Genomic DNA, 18,462 nt, shown 5'->3' with positions numbered 1-18,462 from the left:
ATGGCCGTCTGATGCACACGACAATTGAGGAGCTGCTGAGCCGAACGGCCGCACGTGATCCCGAGGCGTTCCGGGCGCTCTATGACCGCACCGTTTCCCGTCAGCTTGTCATCGCGCGGCGGATACTGCCCCGCAACGATCTGGCCGAAGAGGCCGTCCACGACGCCTTCGTCTCGATCTGGCACAGCGCGGATCGCTTTCGGCCCGAGGCGGGCTCAGCGCTCGGCTGGATCTGCACCATCGTCCGGCGGCGCGCCATCGACCGCCTGCGGGCAAGCCCGTGGCTGCACCGGGAACTGACCCTCCTGCCCGAGGACGATTACAAGTCCGCAGACACAACGCCCGAGGAACGCCTGACCCTCGAACAATGCCTCGCCGAGCTGTCGGCGCATGTTCGAACCGCGATCCGTCTGGCCTATCTCTACGGCATGACCCATAGCGAGCTCAGCGCCAGGCTCGACATGCCGCTTGGAACATTGAAAAGCCAACTGCGGCGTGGCCTGGCATCACTAAGGGAGTGTCTGTCACGATGAACGATACCAACGACCCATCTGACGACGACCTGCCGCCCGATGCAGCCTCCTATTTCCTCGGGCTGACCGATGCGCCCGAGCAGCCGGACGACGCGTTCCAGAAGGAAGTGCTGGCTTGGGCGGACGGCCTTCTGCCGCTCGAAACCGGTGAGACGCAGCCGCCACCGGCTTCGCTTTGGCAGTCAATTGCGCAGCAGATCGAAACCGCGCCCGGAATTCGGACCGTCGATCGCGGGGAAGGTATATGGGAGGAAATCGGCGAGGGTCTGCGGCGCAAGATCGTACACACCGATGCGGCGTCCGGCCGGATCAGCTATTTTCTGGAACTGGCCGAGGGAGCGCGCCTGCCGGAACACGACCACCCCGGCGACGAGCATTGCGTGGTTCTGGAAGGAACGCTCAAGGTCGGGTCCCGCGAGTTCGGTGCGGGCGCTTACCAGTTTGCCAAATCCGGCCTGCCGCACCCGGTGATCACAGCGCAGACACCAGCGCTTGTCTTCATCCACGGGCCGATCTGAGGTCATTGCTGCCTGCCCCCCCCCTCTCCCCAGCGGCCGAAACCTGTAGCGACAGCGAGAGGGGGCTGAGAGGCGTAAAAATGCAGATCGACAAGAAAACGCTCGCTGCCTGGAACGCGGACGGCATCACCCCGGCAACGCGCGAAGAGATTTCACAGCTTCGGACCAGGGCCGGTGATGCGCTGCCCGACGACTACCTGAACTTCGTCGCGACCTATGGCTTTCCCTCATGGCCGCTCGATGCCGCGTCCCGCTTTACCCACTTGCACGACCTCGGGCATCGCCAGGTCACGCAAGAGGATGATCTGGGCAGCCTGATCCAGTCCGGACAGATGAAATACACCGAACATGAACTGACCGAGGCCCTGCCCGGTTTGTCTCCCCGTCTCGCCCGCGCCATGCCGCTTGCCGGAACCTATGACGGCCATTCCCTGCTGGTTCTGGAACTCGCGCCCGTTGCCGGACGGGTATGGCACTGGTCCGACGAAAGCCTGTGGATAGATTTTGACACACCCACGCTGAGTTTCGTGGCAAACAGCTTCAGCGCTTTCATCGAAGGGCTGGCGCCGCTTACGGATCACCCGTAGGGCAACCGCCCGGCCCTCATTCCGGCGCCGGAGAACGGCCTCCCACAACGCGAAAACCACGTTCTCGAAACAGAATGTCTCAAACGACATGCAGACTGCACGGCTGGCACGGTTTGAGTCACTGCAGCGCGTCGATGATCAGCCCCATGATCCGTTCGCCAACCAAGTGACTGAAATCGTTGTAATTACCGGCGAACACCGTGATCGCTAATTCGGCATCGGGCAGCACGAAAATCCGCTGATCGCCGTTCCCGACTGCGCGGACCACCCTCTGCCCGCTCCTCAGCGTACCCGGATACCAGAAATAGCCATACCCATAGACGCCCGGCGGCCCCCACGGATTGTCCTGGACATGGCGGGTGGTCGAGGCCGCAACCCAGTCCGCAGGCACCATCTGGCGCCCCTGCCATTTGCCATCATTCAGAATGAGCGAGCCGATCTTGGCAAGGTCCCGCGCCCGCAGACGCAGGCCCGACGCCGCGCTGGGTGAGCCGTCGGTCGGCCAGTTCATCGACCGGTGCCACGTATAGTCGGTAATGCCAAGCGGGCCGAAAAGTACCTCTTCGGCATATGTGTCCAGCGGTTCCCCGGTCAGGTTCTCGATGACACCGGCGGTAAGCTGGGTCAGCCCGCCATTGTAATACCACTGGCTGCCGGGCGCATCGCGCACCGCGCGGGCCAGCACCAGACCGATGGGATCATCGGTCATATAAAGCCGGATCTCATCATTGCGGCTGTCCGTATAGGGAACCACCATCTCGTTCCATTCAAGCCCGGCCGTCATGGTCAGCACATGGTGCAGCGTCACAGCGTCCAGCCCGGCGCCGAGACCGTCTCGATCCGGGAAGAAACTGGCAATCGGGCGGGCGAGCGCCGCGTCGGCGGTCTCGCCCAGCGCAATGCCCAGAAGCACCGAGGTCACGCTTTTGGTGACCGAGCGCAGATCGTGCTGGGTCGTGGGGCCGTGCTCGATGCGGCCGAGAGGCTGGCCCCAGTTTTCGTCCTCACCCGGCCAATAGCGCTCAAAAACTAACCGGCCCTTGTGTTCGATCAGCACAGCATGGACATTCGGCATCCCCCCGCCATCGATTTTCTCGACCAGGGCGGCAAGCGCGTCCGGATCAAGCCCGGCCTCGGCAGGCTCCGCAACCGGCCAGCCACCCCCAAGCGCGGCGGGCGCGGTGGCAACCTCCTGCGCCGCTGCCGACAGGGGCAGGCAGATGGCCATCAGGGCAGAGACAAAGCAGCGCCGGGTGAACATGACAGTCCTCCTTCAAACGGCACGATAGATGCCCGACCTGCCGCACACAACGGCTGCGCGCCACCTTTGGCATCACCACGCCCACGACCATCCCGCCCGCTCTGCGGCCCTCGCCGCACAACCTGCGCCGGTCGCACATAGCACCTCTGGCGGGTCGCATCGCAACACCGAGATGAATGCTGCGTCCGGGGAGTGCATTGCCATCGCAAGGCAACTGACTACCTCTGATGAAAGGAGGGGTGTCATGAAACCCGGCAACCGGACGCGTCGACATGCAATTCTTGGATTTACGGCACTCGTCGGAGGGCTGTTCTTCTCACGCAGGGCAGATGCCGCAGGTCTGACCCCCAGCGCCGCCGAAGGGCCATTTTACCCAAGGCCGTCCATGCGGATGAAGGATGTGGACAATGATCTGGTCAAAGTCGCCGGTCTCGTCCGGGAAGCCGGAGGTGAAGTGATCATCCTGAAGGGCAAGGTCACGAACAAGGCCGGCGCGCCTCTTGCCGGGCATCGCATTGAAATCTGGCAATGCGACATGAACGGCAAATATCTGCACCCGGGCGACAACCGGTCCGTCGCCTATGATCAGGGCTTTCAGGGCTTCGGCCACGACATTACCGATGATGACGGCAACTACAGCTTCCGAACCATCAAACCAGCGCGCTACCCGGGCCGCACGCCGCATATACATGTGAAGATATTCGACAGGAGGCGGGAGCTTCTGACCACTCAGTTCTATCTCAAGGATCACCCGGAGAATAACCGCGACGGCCTCTACCGCCGCATGTCTGCAAAACAGGCCGCATCGGTCTCGATGGAGTTCTCCGCAGGCCAGAACGGGCCCGAGACCACGGTGAATGTCGTGGTGTAACGGCGGGCGTTTTCCCATGCCGCCACATCAAATGACACGGTCCAAGCCAGGCCGTTTGCCCTTCGGCCCGCCGGAACGCATACGTCGTCCGGACGCGCCTGGATGGCCAAGCGCTGCACGGTACTTGGCCACAGTGCGCCGGGATATCACCATATTCCCACTGCCCATAAGCCGGGCCAAGGATTGATCGGACAGAGGCTTGGCCTTGTCTTCCGTCCGGATCAACAAGTCCAGCCGCTTCAATATCTGCTCTCTGGTTCTGTTGGAGCTTTGCGCGTTGAAGGGGCGGACAAAGAACGTCTCGGCTGGCAAAATGCCGTGGGGTGATTGCACCAGACATCCCGCCATCGCCCGGCTGATCGTGCTCTTGTGCAGCCCAAGCGCTTGCGCTGTACCCTCCATCGTCGATGCCGCACGATCGGACGGGCGACCGGTGATCAGAAAGCGTTTCTGAACCCCGGCGATATGCCCGCCAATCCGCAGCAGGGTGTTGGCCCGCTTCTCCAAGGCGGCGACAAGCGCGGCCGCGGAACCATGGCAGTCCTTGTAATACCTCAACGCCGCGCCATCGGGTTCTGTGCCTCGCAGATGCGAAAAGAACGGGTCGTCAACCTGCATGTCCGGCAGTGCTTCGGGATTGAGACTGACGGTGATCTCTCGCCCCGCATCCAGTCGGAATATCAGGTCCGGACCCCGCAGCGGATCAGCCTCCCTTTCCAAGATGCAAAGCGGGGCCGGGTTCAGCGCACGAATGTCGTCCAGCATTTCAACCGCATCTTCCCGGTCCACCTCGCAGAGCGCGCAGATCGCATCGACATCGCGTGCGGCCAACAGATCGAGATGATCGAGCAACTTTGCGATTACCGGATCGAACCGGTTTCGTTCGACCAACTGCAACTCAAAACACTCAGGCAAAGAGCGCGCGAAAACCCCTGTCGGTTCCACCGATGATTGCAACCGGGCAACCGTCGTTCGCAGAGTCCCCTCATCCACCGACAGATACCGGCAAAGCTTGTCCGGGCTGTCGGTCAGAAACCCGCGCCGGTCCAGGCAGTACACCAGATCGCGCGCCAGCCGCGCCTCATCCTGACCCAAACGGATCAAGCCGATCTGCCGTAACAGCATCTGCGCCGCGCTTTCGGATTGCGCAAGCTGGTCGTAGGTATCTGCCGCACGGCCTGAAGACCCATGACCGGACCGGATGCGCAGAAACGGGTTGCGCCGGGCTTCTGCCGCGATTTTCGCTGATATCTCGCCCGGATCCATCTGCAGCAGGTTCAGAGACGTGCGCATTGCCTGCGACAGCGCCAGTTTTTGCTGTGTGACCTGCTGCTGAACCTGACGAAACGCCATTTTATCCCCTTAAAACAAATAGATACTGTCCACACCAAATGACACACATCAACGACCGACCGCACTTTGGCATAGTTGTTGCTTGTATACGGTAAGTGGGAGAGCTTGCCGTGTCAAAAGTGGGCATAATCGCCAACCCTGTCTCCGCCCGGGACATCCGCCGGATCGTCTCGCATGCCGGCAATCTGCCGATCAACGACCGCGCCAATATCGTTCTGCGTTTGCTGACGGGGCTCTTCACGGCAGGGGTCAGGGATGTCCTGATCATGCCCGAAAACGGCGGCATCCGCACGCAGCTCATGCGCACGATCAAGCGCGAGGCCAAGGTGGGCGAGGCCCGGTTTCCGCAGGTCAGCTATCTGGACATGCCGGTGACCTGCACCTCCGACGACAGCGCGCGGGCAGCCCGCATGATGCGCGAGGCCCAGGTCGGGGCGATTGTGGTGCTGGGCGGCGACGGCACCAACCGGGTGGTGGTCTCGGAATGCGGCAACATTCCGGTGTCCGGGGTTTCAACCGGCACCAACAACGCCTTCCCGGAGATGCGCGAGCCCACGATCACCGGGCTGGCCGTCGGGCTGGCCGTCACGCGGCAAATTCCCTGCGCCCATGCCTTTACCTACAACAAGCGACTTGAGGTGAAGGTGAACGACCAGCGTGAGATTGCGCTCGTCGATGTGGCCGTGGTCGCCGAACGCTTTGTCGGCGCCCGCGCGATCTGGAAGACCGAGAACTTCCGCGACCTGTTCACCACGTTCGGCGCACCGGACGGGATCGGCATGTCCTCGATCGTGGGGCTGCTGGCACCGCTCAGACGCGACGACCCCGAAGGGCGGCGCATCCAATTGCGGCCTCTCGAGGGCGCACACCACACGATCAACGCGCCCATCGCGCCCGGATTGATCGAAGCGGTGGGCATCGGCGGGGTCGAGACCATCCTGCCCGACCAGATCTACATGCCCAGCGTGTCCGCCGGATCGATTGCGCTGGATGGCGAACGCGAGATGACCTTCAGCGAAATCGATGAGGTCAGCATCCGGCTTCAGGTCGACGCGTTCCGCACCATCAACATACCCGAATGCATGGCTTATGCCGCGCGGCACGGGCTGTTGACCAACGGGGCACAAGACTGTCCCCAAACTGCTCAACCACACGGGAGGACAACATGAGCAACAATCCATTCCCACTGGAAAAAGACGGGCTCCTCGAGGCCTATCGGCGGATGAAGACCATCCGCGAATTCGAAGAACGTCTGCATGTCGATTTCGGCCGCGGCGACATTCCCGGGTTCGTGCATCTCTATGCCGGGGAAGAGGCCGCGGGCGTCGGCATCATGATGCACCTGCAGGACCACGACCGCATCGCCTCGACCCATCGCGGCCATGGCCACTGCATCGCCAAGGGCGTCAGCGTGAAAGAGATGATGGCCGAGATCTACGGCAAGACCAGCGGCTCATGTGCGGGCAAGGGCGGGTCGATGCATATTGCCGATCTGTCCAAGGGCATGATGGGCGCAAACGGCATTCTGGGCGCCGGCGCTCCCCTGGTGTGCGGGGCAGCACTGGCTGCGCAAAAGCTGGGCCATGATGGCGTCGGGATCACCTTCTTCGGCGACGGCGCGTCGAACCAGGGCACGGTCCTGGAATCCATGAACCTGGCCGCGATCTGGAACCTTCCGGCGATCTTCGTGGTGGAAAACAACGGATACGCGGAATCGACCTCGGTCGATTATGCGGTGGCGTCGGATTCCTATGTCGACCGGGCCACGGGGTTCGGCATGCCGGGCATCACCGTGGACGGGCTCGATTTCTTCGCGGTCTATGAAGCCGCTGGCGAGATTATCCGGCGCGCCCGCGAGGGCGGCGGACCGACGCTGATGGAATGCAAGATGATCCGCTTCTTCGGCCATTTCGAAGGCGACGCACAGACCTATCGCGCGCCCGGCGAAAACGAGGAAAACCGCAAGAACAACGATTGCATCAAGCTGTTCCGCGCCAAGGTGACCGAGGCCGGCGTGATCAGCGACGCCGAACTGAACGCCATCGATAACGAGGTTCTGGCCCTGATCGATGAGGCGGTCGAAGAGGCGATTGCCGCCCCCCTGCCCGGCCCCACACAGCTCACCACCGACGTGTACGTGGCCTACTGACACGTCCGGGACGAAAGGAGAAAACAGATGGCACGTACACTGAGCATGAAAGACGCAATCAACGAAGCGCTCGATCAGGAAATGACCCGCGACCCGACCGTCATCATGATGGGCGAGGATATTGTCGGCGGTACCGGCTCCCCCGGCGAGGACGACGCCTGGGGCGGCGTTCTGGGGGTCTCGAAAGGGCTCTATCACAAGCATCCCAACCAGATGATCGACACCCCGCTGTCGGAAAGCGCCTATGTGGGCGCCGCAATCGGCGCCGCCACCTGCGGCCTGCGCCCGGTGGCGGAACTGATGTTCATCGACTTCATGGGGGTCTGTCTGGATCAGATCTACAATCAGGCCGCCAAGTTCCGCTACATGTTCGGCGGCAAGGCGGAAACGCCGGTGGTGATCCGGGCCATGTGCGGCGCAGGCTTTCGCGCCGCCGCGCAGCATAGCCAGATGCTGACCCCGATCTTCACCCATGTTCCCGGGCTCAAGGTGGTCTGCCCGTCAAACGCCTATGACACCAAGGGGCTGCTGATCCAGTCGATCCGCGACAACGATCCGGTGATCTTCCTCGAACACAAGAACCTCTACGCCTCGGAATGCGATGTGCCCGAGGAATCCTATGCCATCCCCTTTGGCGAGGCCAACGTGGCCCGCGAAGGCTCGGACGTGACCATCGTCGCCTACGGGCTGATGGTGCCCAATTCTCTGGCGGCGGCGGAAACGCTCAAGGGCGAAGGCATCGAGGCCGAGGTGATCGACCTGCGCACCCTGTCCCCCATAGACATGGACACCGTCATCGAAAGCGTCGAGGAAACCGGGCGGCTGGTCTGCGTGGATGAGGCCAATCCGCGCTGCTCGATTGCCTCGGATGTGTCGGCGGGCGTGGCGCAGGATGCGTTCTCGGCGCTCAAGGCACCGATCCGGATGGTCACCGCGCCGCACGCCCCGGTGCCGTTCTCACCCTCGCTCGAAGATCTCTACATCCCGTCGCCCGACCGGATCGCGGATGCGGCCCGCAAGACGATGGAGGCGTGACGGGAATGAGTGATCTGATCACACCGATCATCATGCCGAAATGGGGGCTCTCCATGCAGGAGGGCACCCTGTCGGAATGGCATGTCGAGGAAGGCACCGAGATCTCTCCGGGGGATGAGATCATGGATGTCGAAACCGACAAGATCGCCAATGTCGTCGAGGCCGCCGATGGCGGCCTGCTGCGGCGGCGCGTCGGGCAGGAGGGCGAGGTCTATCCCGTCCGCGCCCTGCTCGGCGTCATGGCGCCCGAAAGCGTCAGCGACGCCGAGATCGACGCCTATATCAGCGCCTTCGAAGTTCCCGAGGTCGAAGAAGAAGAGGACACCGGCCCGGCTTATGAGTTCGCCGATCTGCCCATCGGACGCGTCCGCTATGCCGAGCGCAAAGGGGACGGCGTGCCGGTGCTGCTGATCCACGGGTTTGGCGGCGATCTGGACAACTGGCTGTTCAACATCGACGCCATTGCCGAGGCCGCCCCCGTCTATGCCATCGACCTGCCGGGCCACGGTCAGTCGATCAAGGCGGTCGACAACCCGGGGCTTCAGGCGATGACCGATGCGGTGCTGGCCTTCATGGATCATGCAGAGATCGACAAGGCCCACCTGGTCGGCCATTCCATGGGCGGGCTGATCTCGGGCCGGATCGCCAGCGATCATGGGGGCCGGGTGGCGTCGCTGACGCTGATCTGCTCGGCCGGTCTGGGCGAAGAGATCAATCGCGACTATCTTGACGGCTTCGTCGCGGCCGCCACACGGCGGGAGCTAAAGCCGAAACTGCAGCACCTCTTCGCCGACCAAAGCCTTGTGAACCGCGCCATGGTGGACGATCTGCTGAAATACAAACGGCTGGACGGCGTGCAGAGCTTTCTCGAAGGGCTGAACGCCAGCCTTTTCAGCGATGGCAAACAGACCGAAAGCATCGCCGGGGCTCTGGAGGCCGCTGATCTTCCCTGTCAGGTCATCTGGGGCGCCGAGGATGCCGTCATCCCGCAAACCCATGCCGGTGCGATTGCCAGCGCCAGGGTCACCGTGGTCGACGCCGCCGGTCACATGGTCCAGATGGAGCAGGCCGCAAAGGTCAACGACCTGATCCGGGATCTGCTCTGACCCGCTTTGCCCTGCGTGGCCGGTCGCACTGACGATCGGCCACGCGAGACACCGCCAGCACCGCACGCATACCAAGGCATAACTCGCATTTTCGCCGCGAATTTGGTAAACACGCGCGTCCGTGACGGCCCGGGTTGGCACCCAAGACAACCCGAGCCCGAAGATGCCGCCTGGGGAGGGGGCTGCGATGTCCGATGCCAGCGCATTTGAAAGCCATGTCCGCGAAATCATCACCGTGGCCGAAGGCGGCGCCAGCTCGCGCGATCCCGAGGTGGTCAATTCGTGGCTCCGCTGCCTCAACGACCACAAGCTGGACCCCGAACACAAGGGTGAGGCCATCATCCTGCCCGAGGCCCGGCTGCGCCAGCACCAGCAAGAGGCAGAAGAGCTGCTCTCGATTGCCCGCTACGGGATGGAAGACCTCTATCGCCGCGTGAACTCGATGGGCTACGTGCTGCTGCTCACCGACGCCAAGGGGGTGACGGTGGACTTTATCGGCGACGAAAAAGTCGACCGCGAACTCAAACGCGCCGGGCTCTATATCGGATCCGAGTGGAGCGAGGAAACCGCAGGCACCTGCGGGGTCGGGGCCTGCATCTCGTCGGGCAATGCGATCACGGTTCACCAGACCGACCATTTCGACATGGCACACACGCCGCTGAGTTGCACCGCCGCCCCGATCTATGACCTGACCGGGGCGCTCAAAGGGGTGCTCGATGTCTCGCTGCTGATGTCGCCCACGGAAAAATACAGTCAGGCGCTGACGCTCGAAGTGGTCAAATCCTGCGTGCGCCGGATCGAACTGGCCAATCTCGAAGCGCATCGCAAGTCGGACTGGATCGTGCGGATGAGCTCGTCGACCGAGTTTCTGGGCGTCGATCCCAACAGCGCATTTTCGGTCTCGTCCGACGGCACGATCTCGGGCATGACACGCGGCGCGATGGTGATGATGGCACGCGCGCTGGGCGATGAACCGGTGGACCCCGCCACGCTGATCGGGCGGCCACTGGAGGACGTGTTCGACTTTGATTTCAACGACCTGCCCTGTCTTCTCGGGGCCGGAACGCCCGGTGAGCAGGCGATGGAAACCCGCGACGGCCACGTTGTGTTTGCCAATGTCCAGGCGCCGGTTCGGGCCCCGAAATCGGCGTCGCGAACGGATCTGCCCGCCCCGCTCGCCCAGACCCATGGCGGTGACCCGGCCATGGCGGCCCTGACGGCCAAGGCGGCCCGGATCGTGGACAAGCAAATCAGCATCATCATCGAGGGCGAGACCGGCGTCGGCAAGGAATTCGTCGCCCGCGCCCTGCATGCGTCGCGCAAGAAAAAAGGGCCGTTCGTGGCCATCAACTGCGCGGCGCTGCCCGAAACCCTGATCGAAAGCGAGCTGTTCGGATACGCCCCGCACGCCTTCACCGGCGCCAATGCCAAGGGCAAGAAAGGCCTGATCGAACAGGCACATGGCGGCACGCTCTTTCTGGACGAAATCGGCGACATGCCGCTCGCCCTGCAGGCCCGCCTGCTGCGGGTGTTGTCCGAGCGCGAAGTGATGGCGGTCGGCGGCACCCGTCCGGTTCCGGTGGACATCCGGGTGGTGTCGGCCTCGCACCGCGATCTGAAACTCCTGGTCGACAGCGGCCAATTCCGTCAGGACCTGTTTTACCGGCTCAACGGCGTTGTCCTCAGCATACCTCCGCTGCGCAAGCGGCAGGACATGGCCTGGCTGATCAAACGCGTGTCTGCCCTCGTGGGCGAGGATCAACCGCTGAGGTTCTCCAGGGACGCCGTCACCGCGCTCGGCGCCTATGACTGGCCCGGCAATATCCGCGAGATGATCAATGTTTTCGAGCTGTGTTCGGCGCTGAACGACAGCCATGTGATCGAGGCGGTCGATTTGCCCGATCAGATCCGGGCCGTGCAATGAACCCCCGCTGAGCTGGTCCTCCCGACCGGCTCAGAAACAGGGGATTTTCCCGGCGCAACGACCTCCGGATTCTGGATATTTGCAGGCGGCGCACACCAGATGAGACGCCGCAAGGACGCCGCCCCACCTGCTCAGGCCCTTGCAACACACCGCCTACACATGGTTTTCAATTGAGAAAAACCGCTTCGCCGTATACACTTTCAGCCACAAGGAATGTCGCAGAACTTTCCCGGGGGACAGGTCGTTTCCCCGCTTTGGGGTAGGGTTCGACCGCGCATGAACGTTTGAGCGTGCGAGGATGTTAGACATGACCGGACTGGAGTTTCTGCCTGTTCTCATCATGGTCGCCGGGGTGGTCCTGGTGGCGCTGGCGACGCTTTTCGTCTCGTCGCTGCTGCGGCCTTCCAACCCCTATCCCGCCAAGAACATGCCCTATGAATGCGGCATGGACCCGGCGGGCGAGGCGGCGGCAGGACAGTTCAAGGCGCAGTTCTTCCTGGTCGCGATCCTCTTTGTCGTGTTCGATGTCGAGGCGATGTTCCTGTTCCCCTGGGCCGTCGTGCTCAAGGAAATCGGTATCGTCGGGTATATCGAAATGTTCGTGTTCATCGTTCTGCTTCTGGTGGGGTTTGCCTATGCGTGGCTGAAAGGAGCGCTCGAATGGGAAACGTGATCAATGACAGCGTGCTGTTCACGACCGCCGATCAGGTGGTCAGATGGGGCCGCCGCTCGGCGCTCTGGCCCGAAACCTTCGGCATCGCCTGCTGCGCCATCGAGATGATCTCGGCCGGTTGTGCGCGCTATGATCTCGACCGGTTCGGCGTGGTGTTCCGCCCGTCGCCGCGCCAGTCCGATGTCATGATCATCGCCGGCACCGTGACGCGGAAATTCGCGCCGGTGGTGCGCCGGCTCTACGATCAGATGCCCGAACCGCGCTGGGTCATCGCGATGGGAACCTGTGCGATCTCGGGCGGCGTCTACAACACCTACGCCGTGGTGCAGGGGTCCGAAACCTTCGTGCCCGTGGACGTGCACGTGCCCGGCTGCCCGCCCCGGCCCGAGGCGCTGATGCACGGCTTCCTGCTGTTGCAGGAAAAGATCAAGAACTCCGGGGCGCTCACCGACACACCGATTGGCCGGGCCGTCGGCACATGACCGGTGCGGCGGAAACCTTCGTTTCCCGGATCGAAGACAGGTTTGGGGCCGCGACCACATATGTCGGTCTCAGTCACGGCATCCACGTCTTCAAGGTGTCCCCGGATATTATCACCGATCTCTGCCGGTTTCTGAAAGACGAGTTGGAGTTCAACTTCCTCTCCGATATCTGCGGCGTCGACTACCTGCCCGAAACCCCGCGGTTCGAGGTGGTGTATCACCTCTACTCGCTGTCCCGGAAATGGCGGATCCGCCTGAAATGCCGTCTGGACGATCCGCCCCAGATCAAAACCGTAACCGGCATCTGGCGCACCGCCGACTGGCACGAGCGTGAGGCCTGGGACATGTATGGCATCGTGTTCGAAGGGCATCCCGACCTGCGCCGGATCTACATGTGGGAGGGGTTCGAAGGCTTCCCACAGCGCAAGGACTTTCCGCTCAGGGGCTACCGGGACGAACTGAACCCCTTCGGCGCCGAAGGCCCCGCACCGACACGGCCCGATCTGGAAACCAAGGACATCCCGTAAGGAGGGCAGCACCGGAGCAGCACCATGACCGAAGCCACCGAATTGCGCGCCCCGGAAGGGGCCTCGCCGGACACGAAAGAGGTGCTGCTCAACCTCGGGCCGCAGCATCCCAGTACGCACGGTGTCCTGCGGCTGGTTCTGGAAATGGATGGCGAATATGTCGAACGGGTGGACCCCCATATCGGCTATCTGCACCGGGGCACCGAGAAGCTGTCCGAGACCTTCACCTACACCCAGATCTTCCCGCTGACCGACCGGCTCGACTATGTCTGCCCGCCGTCGAACAATCTGGCCTTTGCGCTGGCCGTCGAAAAACTGCTGGATATCGAGGCGCCGGTGCGCGCGCAATATATCCGGGTGATCATGGCCGAACTGGCGCGCCTGTCCGGGCACCTGCTGATCACCGGCGCGCTGCCGATGGATCTGGGCGCGATGACCGCGCTGCTTTACGCGATGCGCGAGCGCGAGATGATCATGGACCTGATGGAAATGGTCACCGGCGCGCGGATGCATACCTCGTACTGCCGCGTCGGCGGCGTGCGCGAGGATCTGCCCAAGGAATTCGCCGTAAAGATCCGCGAATTCTGCGACATCTTCCCCAACCGCATCCGCGATTACGAACGGCTGGTGGAGAAAAACCGCATGTTCCTCAAGCGGACCGAGGGCATCGGCGTGATCAGCCCCGAGGACGCGATCGACATGGGGCTCAGCGGGCCGAACCTGCGCGCCTCGGGAGTCGATTGGGACATCCGCCGCGACGAACCGTACGAGATCTATGACCAACTCGAATTCGACGTCATCACCCATGACGAAGGCGACTGTTATGCCCGCTGGCGCTGCCGGGTCGAAGAGATGCGCGAAAGCGTCCGGATCATCGAACAATGCCTGGCGCAGATGCCCGACGGCCCGTTTCTGGTGGACATCCCCACCGTCGCCTTCCCGGTCGACAAGGACCGGGTCCACAGCTCGATGGAGGCGCTGATCCAGCATTTCGACCTGTCCGCCTATGGCTTCAAGGTGCCCGCGGGCGAGGTCTATTCCGCCATCGAGGCGCCTAAGGGAGAGCTTGGGTTCTACATCGTCAGCGACGGCTCCCCCAACCCGTTCCGGATGAAGGTGCGCGCGCCGTCCTTCGTCAATCTGCAGGCGCTCTTCGTGGCCAAGAACGCCCATTACCTCGCGGACATGATCGCGATGCTGGGCAGCCTGGACCCGGTGATGGCGGAGGTCGACAAATGAACGCGCCCCTTGATATGCGTGCCCGGATCGAGGCGGCGGCCGAGGCCTATCCCGATCAGCGCTCGGCCATCATGCCGGCGCTGATGATCGCGCAGAAGGAATACGGACATCTGACCGGAGACGTTCTGGAAGAGGTCGCCGATATCCTCGGGGTCGAGCGTATCTGGGTCTATGAACTGGCCACGTTCTACACCCTGTTTCACACGGAACCGGTGGGGCAGGTTCACCTGCAGCTTTGCGACAATGTCTCCTGCATGTTGCGCGGCGCCGAAGCGTTGCTGCGACACATGGAACAGGTGCTGGGGATCGCCGAGGGCGAGACTACCGGGGACGGGATGTTCACGCTCTCGACCGTTGAATGCCTCGGCGCCTGCGAGATGGCGCCGGTGATGCAGGTCGGCGACGACTATCACGGCAATCTGGATGCCGACCGCATCGACGCTCTGCTGGCCACGTTGCGGGCGCGGCGGGAGAAAGCCGATGTTTGAGCCGGTCCTGCTCAAAAGCGTCGGCCAGCCCGACAGCCACAGTCTGAGCCACTACCGTTCGGTGGGCGGTTACGAGGCGCTGCAAAAGGCGCTGAACGACTACACACCCGACGAAATCATCGAGCTGGTCAAGGGCTCGGGCTTGCGCGGGCGCGGCGGCGCGGGGTTTCCGACCGGCCTCAAATGGAGCTTCGTGCCCAAGGGGCAGGAGAAACCGAAATACCTCTGCTGCAACGCGGATGAGGGTGAGCCGGGCACTTTCAAGGACCGGATCATCATGGAAGAGGACCCGCATCAATTGCTTGAGGGCATGGCGATCTGCGCCTACGCGATTGGCGCCGAAACCGGCTATCTCTACATCCGCGGCGAGTATGTAAAGGCGATCCGCATTCTGGAAACCGCGATCCGCGAGGCCCATGCCGAGGGCTGCCTGGGGCGCGGCATCCTGGGCTCGGACTTCAATTTCGAGGTTCACATTCACGAGGGCGCCGGGGCCTATATCTGCGGCGAAGAGACCGCGATGCTCGAATCCCTGCAAGGCCGGCGCGCGCAACCGCGCCTGAAACCGCCATTTCCCGCCGTCGCGGGCCTCTATGACAGCCCCACGGTCATCAACAATGTCGAAACGCTCGCCTGCGTGCCCCATATCGTCGAGCGCGGCTCGTCCTGGTTCAACGGCATCGGGCCGGAACGCAGCCCCGGCCCCAAGCTCTATTGCCTGTCCGGAAGCCTGCGCAAGCCGGGGCTGTATGAGCTGCCCATGGGCATCCCGCTGCGCGAACTGATCGAGGAACATGGCGGCGGTGCGCCCGAGGGCCGCCAGATCAAGGCCGTCATCCCCGGCGGCGTGTCCGCGCCGATGATCCCGGCAGAGGGTCTGGATGTGGGGATGGATTTCGACTCGCTCGCCGGGGTGGGCTCGATGCTCGGCTCGGCGGGGGTGATCGCCATCGACGACAACACCTGCATCGTCAAGGTGGCCACCCGGATCGTCGAGTTCTTCCACCACGAAAGCTGCGGGAAATGCACGCCCTGCCGCGAGGGGCTGGACTGGGCCGTCAAGATCATGCGCCGGATCGAGGCGGGCGAAGGCGCGCCGACCGATCTGGAACAGCTCGAACGGCTCTGCGGCGGCATCTTCGGAAACACCTTCTGCGCGCTGGGCGATGGCGCGGCGATGGGCATCCGCGCGGCGCTGATGCACTTCAAGGATGAATTCACGGCCCATATCGACGAAGGGAGGTGCCCGTACCATTGAGCGACACCAGCGACATCACCACCCTCGCCGTCACCATCGACGGCCATGACCTGCGGGTTGCGCCGGGCACGACGATCCTGACCGCGGCAGAGGGGTTGCAGATCGACATCCCCACCTTCTGCTACCAGAAACGCCTGCCGGTTCTGGCCTCGTGCCGCATGTGCCTGGTCGAGATCGAGGGGCAAGGCAAGCTGCAACCGGCCTGCGCCACCGCGGTCATGGACGGCATGGTGGTGCGCACGGACACCGAGCGGGTGGCCGAAACGCGGTCCTCGATGCTGGACATGCTTCTGGCCAACCACCCGCTGGACTGCCCGATCTGCGACAAGGGCGGCGAATGCGAGTTGCAGGACATGGTGATGGCGTACGGCCCGCGCGAGAGCCTGTTCCGCGATCCCAAACGCGTGTTCCACTCCAAGGACATTCAGCTCAGCCCGGTGGTGATCATGAACGTGAACCGCTGCATCCAGTGCCAGCGCTGCGTCCGCATCTGCGAAGAGGTGGTGGGCGCCGTGGCGCTGGGCACCGTCGACAAGGGCATGGACACGGCGGTCACCGGGTTCGAGGGCAGTCTCGCCAGCTGCGATCAATGCGGCAACTGTATCGAGGTTTGCCCGGTCGGCGCGCTGATGAGCTTTCCCTACCGCTACAAGTCGCGGCCCTGGGATCTGGCCGAAACCGATACCATCTGCCCCCATTGCGGCACTGGCTGCCACCTGACCGTCGGTACGCGGGACGGTGAATTCATGCGCGTGCGCTCCAAATGGGACACCGGGCTGAACCTGGAAACCCTCTGCGTGCGCGGTCGCTTCGGCATGGACGGCTTTGCCAGCCCGGACCGGATCAAGCGCCCGATGATCCGGCTGGAGGACCGGTTGGTCCCGGTCTCCTGGGACGAGGCCGGCGAGTATCTGCGGGAGCGGGTCGCGTCCCTGACGGGCCAGGCCGCAGGGATCGTCTCGCCCCGCCTGACCAACGAGGTGCAGTTCCAGTTCCACCGCCTGATGCGCGCGGTCTTTGACAGCGATCTGGTCGCGACGTCCACGCGCTTCGATATCCCCGAGACACTGGGCCCGCTGATCCGCGATTTCTACACCCGCGCACCGCTGCAAGAGGTGATCCGGGCCGACTGCACACTGGTCATCGGCACCAACGTGACCGAGGAAAACCCGGTCAGCGAATACCTGCTGCGCGGCGCCGTCCGCGAGGGAGAGACCCGGCTCTGCCTGCTGTCGGCCCGCCCGTCACGCCTCGACGCCGACGCGCAGGCGGCGCTGCGGATACCGCCCGGGCACGAAGATACCGTCCTGTCCGCACTGCTCGCCGGTCTTGCCGCCGGTGAGTTCGACAAGGACGCATCAGGGCTGCAGGGCGTCTGGAACGATCCGGCCTGCCAACACGCCGAGGCCGCTCTCGGTCATGTGCATTCAGCTCTCTCATCGGCCCAAAGCATCACCCTTCTGATCGGCACCGACCTGTTCAGATCGCCGAACGCCGAAACATCGCTGTCCCTGATCTACAACATCCTTCACCACCTGCAGTCGCAGGGCAAAAAGGTCGCGCTTCAGGGGCTGTTCGACCGCCCCAATCAGCTCGGGTCCTGGGACATCGCCACAACGTCCGCCCAGACGCTGTCCGACCTGCTCGACCGGTGTGCAAACCGGCAGATCGGCGCGCTCTATGTGGCCGGAGGCGATCCGCTCCTGTCCTGTCCCGACCGCCCTCGCGTGCAGGCTGCGCTCGAAGCGGTGGACCTGCTGATCGTGCAGGACGCGATGCTCAGCGACATTGCGGGTTCGGCCCACATCGTGCTGCCCGCAGCGGCGCATGGCGAGGAAACCGGGAGTTTCACCAACAACGAGGGCCGGGTTCAGTCGGTGCGCGAATTCCGCGTACCGATGTTCGACGCCAGACCGAATCTGGACATCTTCCAGTGGCTCGCAGCGCTGTTCGACAAGCCCCTTGCTGCCTCTCCTGCCGAAATATTCGACGAGATTGCCGACACCATCCCGGCCTATTCCGGTCTCAGCGCGGCGGGGATCGACCCCGATGGCACCTTCACCGCATCAACTGAGACACACTCAACCGGCCCGCTTGATCCGCCGGCATCATCCGGGGCCAAGGCAACGAACGGGTTGCACCTGATCACCGGCAACGGGCTGTTCCACGGCGGATACCTCTCCGAGCATTCCGAAACGCTGGAAACCGTCGCCCCCGCTGCTTTTGTCGAGATGAGTACCGCGGATGCGCAGGCCCGAAACCTTGCGGATGGCCAGACCGTTCAGGTCGCCTCGGCCAAGGGAAAATTGACGGCTCGCCTGAAAGTCACCCCGGATTTCCCCGAAGGTCTGGTTTTCGTGCCCGAAACCTACCGGAACCTGCGGCTCAACAGCCTGATGACCCGAGGAGAATACCCCTGCCCCGTCGATCTGCAGGCCGCAGACCGCTGAACTGCGAA

The 18,462-nt window shown here is 63.3% G+C and carries 18 protein-coding genes; 16 read left to right on the top strand and 2 right to left on the bottom strand.

The features are described from left to right. Positions 1-11 precede the first annotated feature (11 nt). From GOX53_RS10460 to GOX53_RS10450, 3 genes are all read left to right on the top strand, one after another. A complete protein-coding gene (locus tag GOX53_RS10460) occupies positions 12-533 on the top strand; it encodes a sigma-70 family RNA polymerase sigma factor (protein WP_171176021.1) in 522 nt (173 codons plus the stop codon). Beyond that, on the top strand, positions 530-1,051 hold the full coding sequence (locus tag GOX53_RS10455) for a cupin domain-containing protein (RefSeq protein WP_171176020.1): 522 nt from the start codon (positions 530-532) through the stop codon (positions 1,049-1,051). The genes GOX53_RS10460 and GOX53_RS10455 overlap by 4 nt, the downstream gene beginning before the upstream one ends. 80 nt (positions 1,052-1,131) lie before the next feature. Then, positions 1,132-1,638, top strand: coding sequence for an SMI1/KNR4 family protein (locus GOX53_RS10450; protein WP_171176019.1), 507 nt, complete (start codon positions 1,132-1,134; stop codon positions 1,636-1,638). Positions 1,639-1,756: 118 nt separating this feature from the next. On the opposite strand, the gene GOX53_RS10445 is transcribed toward GOX53_RS10450, so the two are convergent. Then, the gene (locus tag GOX53_RS10445; protein WP_171176018.1) at positions 1,757-2,899 is read right to left on the bottom strand and encodes a serine hydrolase; all 1,143 of its coding nucleotides are present in this window, start codon (positions 2,897-2,899) and stop codon (positions 1,757-1,759) included. 244 nt (positions 2,900-3,143) lie between these two features. On the opposite strand from GOX53_RS10445, the gene GOX53_RS10440 reads away from it, so the two are divergent. Next, complete coding sequence (locus tag GOX53_RS10440) at positions 3,144-3,770, top strand: protocatechuate 3,4-dioxygenase (protein WP_171176017.1); 627 nt, start codon at positions 3,144-3,146, stop codon at positions 3,768-3,770. Positions 3,771-3,797: 27 nt separating this feature from the next. On the opposite strand, the gene GOX53_RS10435 is transcribed toward GOX53_RS10440, so the two are convergent. Then, positions 3,798-5,123 carry a hypothetical protein gene (locus GOX53_RS10435; protein ID WP_171176016.1) on the bottom strand — a complete coding sequence of 442 codons (1,326 nt, stop codon included), beginning with the start codon at positions 5,121-5,123 and terminating at the stop codon, positions 3,798-3,800. A 110-nt stretch (positions 5,124-5,233) separates the two neighbouring features. Here GOX53_RS10435 and GOX53_RS10430 point away from each other — a divergent pair, with 110 nt between their 5' ends. From GOX53_RS10430 to nuoG, 12 genes are all read left to right on the top strand, one after another. After that, a complete protein-coding gene (locus GOX53_RS10430; protein ID WP_171176015.1) occupies positions 5,234-6,292 on the top strand; it encodes an NAD(+)/NADH kinase in 1,059 nt (352 codons plus the stop codon). Then, positions 6,289-7,272 carry a thiamine pyrophosphate-dependent dehydrogenase E1 component subunit alpha gene (locus GOX53_RS10425; protein ID WP_171176013.1) on the top strand — a complete coding sequence of 328 codons (984 nt, stop codon included), beginning with the start codon at positions 6,289-6,291 and terminating at the stop codon, positions 7,270-7,272. The genes GOX53_RS10430 and GOX53_RS10425 overlap by 4 nt, the downstream gene beginning before the upstream one ends. A 27-nt stretch (positions 7,273-7,299) precedes the next feature. Continuing rightward, positions 7,300-8,307, top strand: a complete 1,008-nt coding sequence (locus tag GOX53_RS10420) for an alpha-ketoacid dehydrogenase subunit beta (RefSeq protein ID WP_171176011.1) — start codon at positions 7,300-7,302, stop codon at positions 8,305-8,307. A gap of 5 nt (positions 8,308-8,312) precedes the next feature. Then, positions 8,313-9,413: an acetoin dehydrogenase dihydrolipoyllysine-residue acetyltransferase subunit gene (locus GOX53_RS10415; RefSeq protein ID WP_171176009.1), complete on the top strand. Its 1,101-nt coding sequence runs from the start codon at positions 8,313-8,315 to the stop codon at positions 9,411-9,413. 187 nt (positions 9,414-9,600) lie between these two features. After that, positions 9,601-11,337 carry a sigma-54-dependent Fis family transcriptional regulator gene (locus GOX53_RS10410; protein WP_171176007.1) on the top strand — a complete coding sequence of 579 codons (1,737 nt, stop codon included), beginning with the start codon at positions 9,601-9,603 and terminating at the stop codon, positions 11,335-11,337. Positions 11,338-11,644: 307 nt separating this feature from the next. Further along, on the top strand, positions 11,645-12,010 hold the full coding sequence (locus tag GOX53_RS10405; protein WP_171176005.1) for an NADH-quinone oxidoreductase subunit A: 366 nt from the start codon (positions 11,645-11,647) through the stop codon (positions 12,008-12,010). Further along, positions 11,998-12,492, top strand: coding sequence for an NADH-quinone oxidoreductase subunit NuoB (gene nuoB / locus GOX53_RS10400; protein ID WP_171176003.1), 495 nt, complete (start codon positions 11,998-12,000; stop codon positions 12,490-12,492). Before GOX53_RS10405 ends, nuoB begins: the two co-directional genes overlap by 13 nt. Next, the gene (locus tag GOX53_RS10395; protein WP_171176001.1) at positions 12,489-13,019 is read left to right on the top strand and encodes an NADH-quinone oxidoreductase subunit C; all 531 of its coding nucleotides are present in this window, start codon (positions 12,489-12,491) and stop codon (positions 13,017-13,019) included. Before nuoB ends, GOX53_RS10395 begins: the two co-directional genes overlap by 4 nt. Before the next feature lie 24 nt (positions 13,020-13,043). Continuing rightward, positions 13,044-14,258 carry an NADH dehydrogenase (quinone) subunit D gene (nuoD, locus tag GOX53_RS10390; protein ID WP_171175999.1) on the top strand — a complete coding sequence of 405 codons (1,215 nt, stop codon included), beginning with the start codon at positions 13,044-13,046 and terminating at the stop codon, positions 14,256-14,258. Continuing rightward, complete coding sequence (nuoE, locus tag GOX53_RS10385) at positions 14,255-14,746, top strand: NADH-quinone oxidoreductase subunit NuoE (RefSeq protein WP_217351733.1); 492 nt, start codon at positions 14,255-14,257, stop codon at positions 14,744-14,746. The genes nuoD and nuoE overlap by 4 nt, the downstream gene beginning before the upstream one ends. Beyond that, entirely contained in the window at positions 14,739-16,004 is a 1,266-nt protein-coding gene (nuoF, locus tag GOX53_RS10380; protein WP_171175997.1) for an NADH-quinone oxidoreductase subunit NuoF, read from the top strand. Before nuoE ends, nuoF begins: the two co-directional genes overlap by 8 nt. Then, positions 16,001-18,454 (top strand): NADH-quinone oxidoreductase subunit NuoG, encoded by a 2,454-nt coding sequence (nuoG, locus tag GOX53_RS10375; RefSeq protein WP_217351732.1) that lies wholly within the window; start codon positions 16,001-16,003, stop codon positions 18,452-18,454. Before nuoF ends, nuoG begins: the two co-directional genes overlap by 4 nt. Positions 18,455-18,462 lie beyond the last annotated feature (8 nt).

Source organism: Ruegeria sp. HKCCD8929 (assembly GCF_013031405.1).
GTDB lineage: Bacteria > Pseudomonadota > Alphaproteobacteria > Rhodobacterales > Rhodobacteraceae > Ruegeria.
Note: the sequence above shows the minus strand (reverse complement) of the source record. Positions and strands in the feature narration are given on the sequence as shown.

Excerpts from the sequence above, each read along its gene's own strand:
- GOX53_RS10415 (WP_171176009.1), top strand. The coding sequence starts at position 8,313 with ATGAGTGATCTGATCACACCGATCATCATGCCGAAATGGGGGCTCTCC.
- nuoF (WP_171175997.1), top strand. The coding sequence starts at position 14,739 with ATGTTTGAGCCGGTCCTGCTCAAAAGCGTCGGCCAGCCCGACAGCCAC.
- GOX53_RS10435 (WP_171176016.1), bottom strand. The coding sequence starts at position 5,123 with ATGGCGTTTCGTCAGGTTCAGCAGCAGGTCACACAGCAAAAACTGGCG.
- nuoE (WP_217351733.1), top strand. The coding sequence starts at position 14,255 with ATGAACGCGCCCCTTGATATGCGTGCCCGGATCGAGGCGGCGGCCGAG.
- GOX53_RS10405 (WP_171176005.1), top strand. The coding sequence starts at position 11,645 with ATGACCGGACTGGAGTTTCTGCCTGTTCTCATCATGGTCGCCGGGGTG.
- GOX53_RS10425 (WP_171176013.1), top strand. The coding sequence starts at position 6,289 with ATGAGCAACAATCCATTCCCACTGGAAAAAGACGGGCTCCTCGAGGCC.
- nuoD (WP_171175999.1), top strand. The coding sequence starts at position 13,044 with ATGACCGAAGCCACCGAATTGCGCGCCCCGGAAGGGGCCTCGCCGGAC.
- GOX53_RS10460 (WP_171176021.1), top strand. The coding sequence starts at position 12 with ATGCACACGACAATTGAGGAGCTGCTGAGCCGAACGGCCGCACGTGAT.
- GOX53_RS10450 (WP_171176019.1), top strand. The coding sequence starts at position 1,132 with ATGCAGATCGACAAGAAAACGCTCGCTGCCTGGAACGCGGACGGCATC.
- GOX53_RS10410 (WP_171176007.1), top strand. The coding sequence starts at position 9,601 with ATGTCCGATGCCAGCGCATTTGAAAGCCATGTCCGCGAAATCATCACC.
- GOX53_RS10420 (WP_171176011.1), top strand. The coding sequence starts at position 7,300 with ATGGCACGTACACTGAGCATGAAAGACGCAATCAACGAAGCGCTCGAT.
- GOX53_RS10455 (WP_171176020.1), top strand. The coding sequence starts at position 530 with ATGAACGATACCAACGACCCATCTGACGACGACCTGCCGCCCGATGCA.
- nuoB (WP_171176003.1), top strand. The coding sequence starts at position 11,998 with ATGGGAAACGTGATCAATGACAGCGTGCTGTTCACGACCGCCGATCAG.
- GOX53_RS10395 (WP_171176001.1), top strand. The coding sequence starts at position 12,489 with ATGACCGGTGCGGCGGAAACCTTCGTTTCCCGGATCGAAGACAGGTTT.
- GOX53_RS10445 (WP_171176018.1), bottom strand. The coding sequence starts at position 2,899 with ATGTTCACCCGGCGCTGCTTTGTCTCTGCCCTGATGGCCATCTGCCTG.
- GOX53_RS10440 (WP_171176017.1), top strand. The coding sequence starts at position 3,144 with ATGAAACCCGGCAACCGGACGCGTCGACATGCAATTCTTGGATTTACG.